The organism is Bradyrhizobium sp. DN3 (assembly GCF_041357655.1).
Lineage (GTDB): Bacteria > Pseudomonadota > Alphaproteobacteria > Rhizobiales > Xanthobacteraceae > Bradyrhizobium.
The window spans coordinates 1-1,610 of record NZ_JAULLN010000075.1 but is presented as its reverse complement, the minus strand read 5'-3'; the positions used below and the strand labels follow the sequence as shown (position 1 = coordinate 1,610).

Genomic DNA, 1,610 nt, shown 5'->3' with positions numbered 1-1,610 from the left:
GCCATGAGTCGTAAACGGTGTGATCGACCAATCGATTAGGTCGACGGCGCGCTGAAGTATCGCCTCGGTTTGAGCAAGGCTGGGTGAAGCGGCAATGACATGGCCGATGCGGTCTCGGTAATCGCCCTTCCTGATGATCGGCGCCTTGGGTTCAACATAGAATTTGACCTCGGCGACGCCTGGTACGGCAGCCGCTCGACTGTCGCCATCGATCCAATCGAGGGTGCCATCGTGATCGGCATTTAAGATCCGCGCGGCCGCAGTGTGCGAATGCCTTCTGCGCAAATCCCATTCCTCACCGATGACAAGCTTGATGTGCTCGATGATGAGATCGACACCGTAAGCCAGCTTGTTCATTCGAGGACTGATCCCGCCCCCAAGACGCGGATTGACCTCAATGACGACTGGGCCACGCTTCGTCCACCGGAATTCGATGCTCGTTGGCCCCCAGCCCAGACCGAGAGCTCGCAAACAGCTCAGCGAAACATCGGCGATACGTTTATAATTGTCATCACTCAGCGGAGCCGGAAAGGTGGTCTCGCGAAAGAGGAAATGCGGTGGGGGGCCGAAGTCAGCGGCGGCAATCCCAATGACCTCATTTCCCATTATGTCGGCGCAATAAAAGGGGCCGTGTGCGAATTCTTCGACAAGGATCCTCGTCGAAGACCGCCATATGTGCTTTCCACCCAACAGATACATCGTATGTTCGGCCAACTCATCGACGTCGCGGCACAATCGGACGCCGTAGCTGCCGTTGCCTACCGCGGGCTTAACAATCACCGGCAGCCCGATCTCTGCGGCAGAGCTTTCTACCTCCGTCGCATCCAATGCCAAACGATAAGCCGGTATGGGAACGCCGGCTTCCGCGAGGAGCTGACGCTGAGTGAATTTGTCGCAGCATCGTTCAACGGATGTGGGGTTCGGTCCCGGTAGATCGAAATGCCGACAGAGCTTGCCAACTGTCGCATAGACCGCCTCCCTGGCGCTCGTAATGCCAGCAATGTCATAGGTCGCACGTAGCTGGGAACATTCGCGGATCAGTGCATCGCGATTGGTTGTATCGATACGGATTGCCTCAATTCCTTCCGCCGCAAGATAGTCGTACTGAGTTGGTTCAGCCGACAGGGTGATTGGATGAAGGCCAAGACTCTGGGCGGCTTGGACGTATTGCAGACCAGTACCGTGTGTGTTGCCTTCAACCAGGATGAGCGCTCTTCTTGTCATGGGCTTTTGACCTTCTGTTGAGTACTGTGCGGCGGTCAGAGCGTAAATCGGCACCTGCTTTTTGGCCGTGCCCGACCTCAGACTCGCGGTGAGGCTGCCATCAAATTTGCTGGGGACGTGCAGCGTCTACTGGATCGTCGAGCAAGTTCATGTGGATCCCATAGGCTAGAGACTGCGAGACCGTTATGGTCTAACGGATACCTCACCGTGTCCTATACAATCGGCGTGCCACCGAAAGAGTTGTGCGAGCAAGAGGGGCAAAACCATGTGTTTCGCACCGCGCCGGCGGAATACTTGCGCCTCAGCGGGTCGGGTTCCGAACATAGACGTCTTCAACCGGACAGACTGAACACGGCAACACGGACGTCGAAAACGACGGTCGCCTG

The 1,610-nt window shown here is 56.8% G+C and carries 1 protein-coding gene; it reads right to left on the bottom strand.

The features are described from left to right. Positions 1-1,224 (bottom strand): ATP-grasp domain-containing protein (locus AAE027_RS39385; protein ID WP_479714275.1); only part of this gene is annotated, 1,224 nt, incomplete at its 3' end. Positions 1,225-1,610 lie beyond the last annotated feature (386 nt).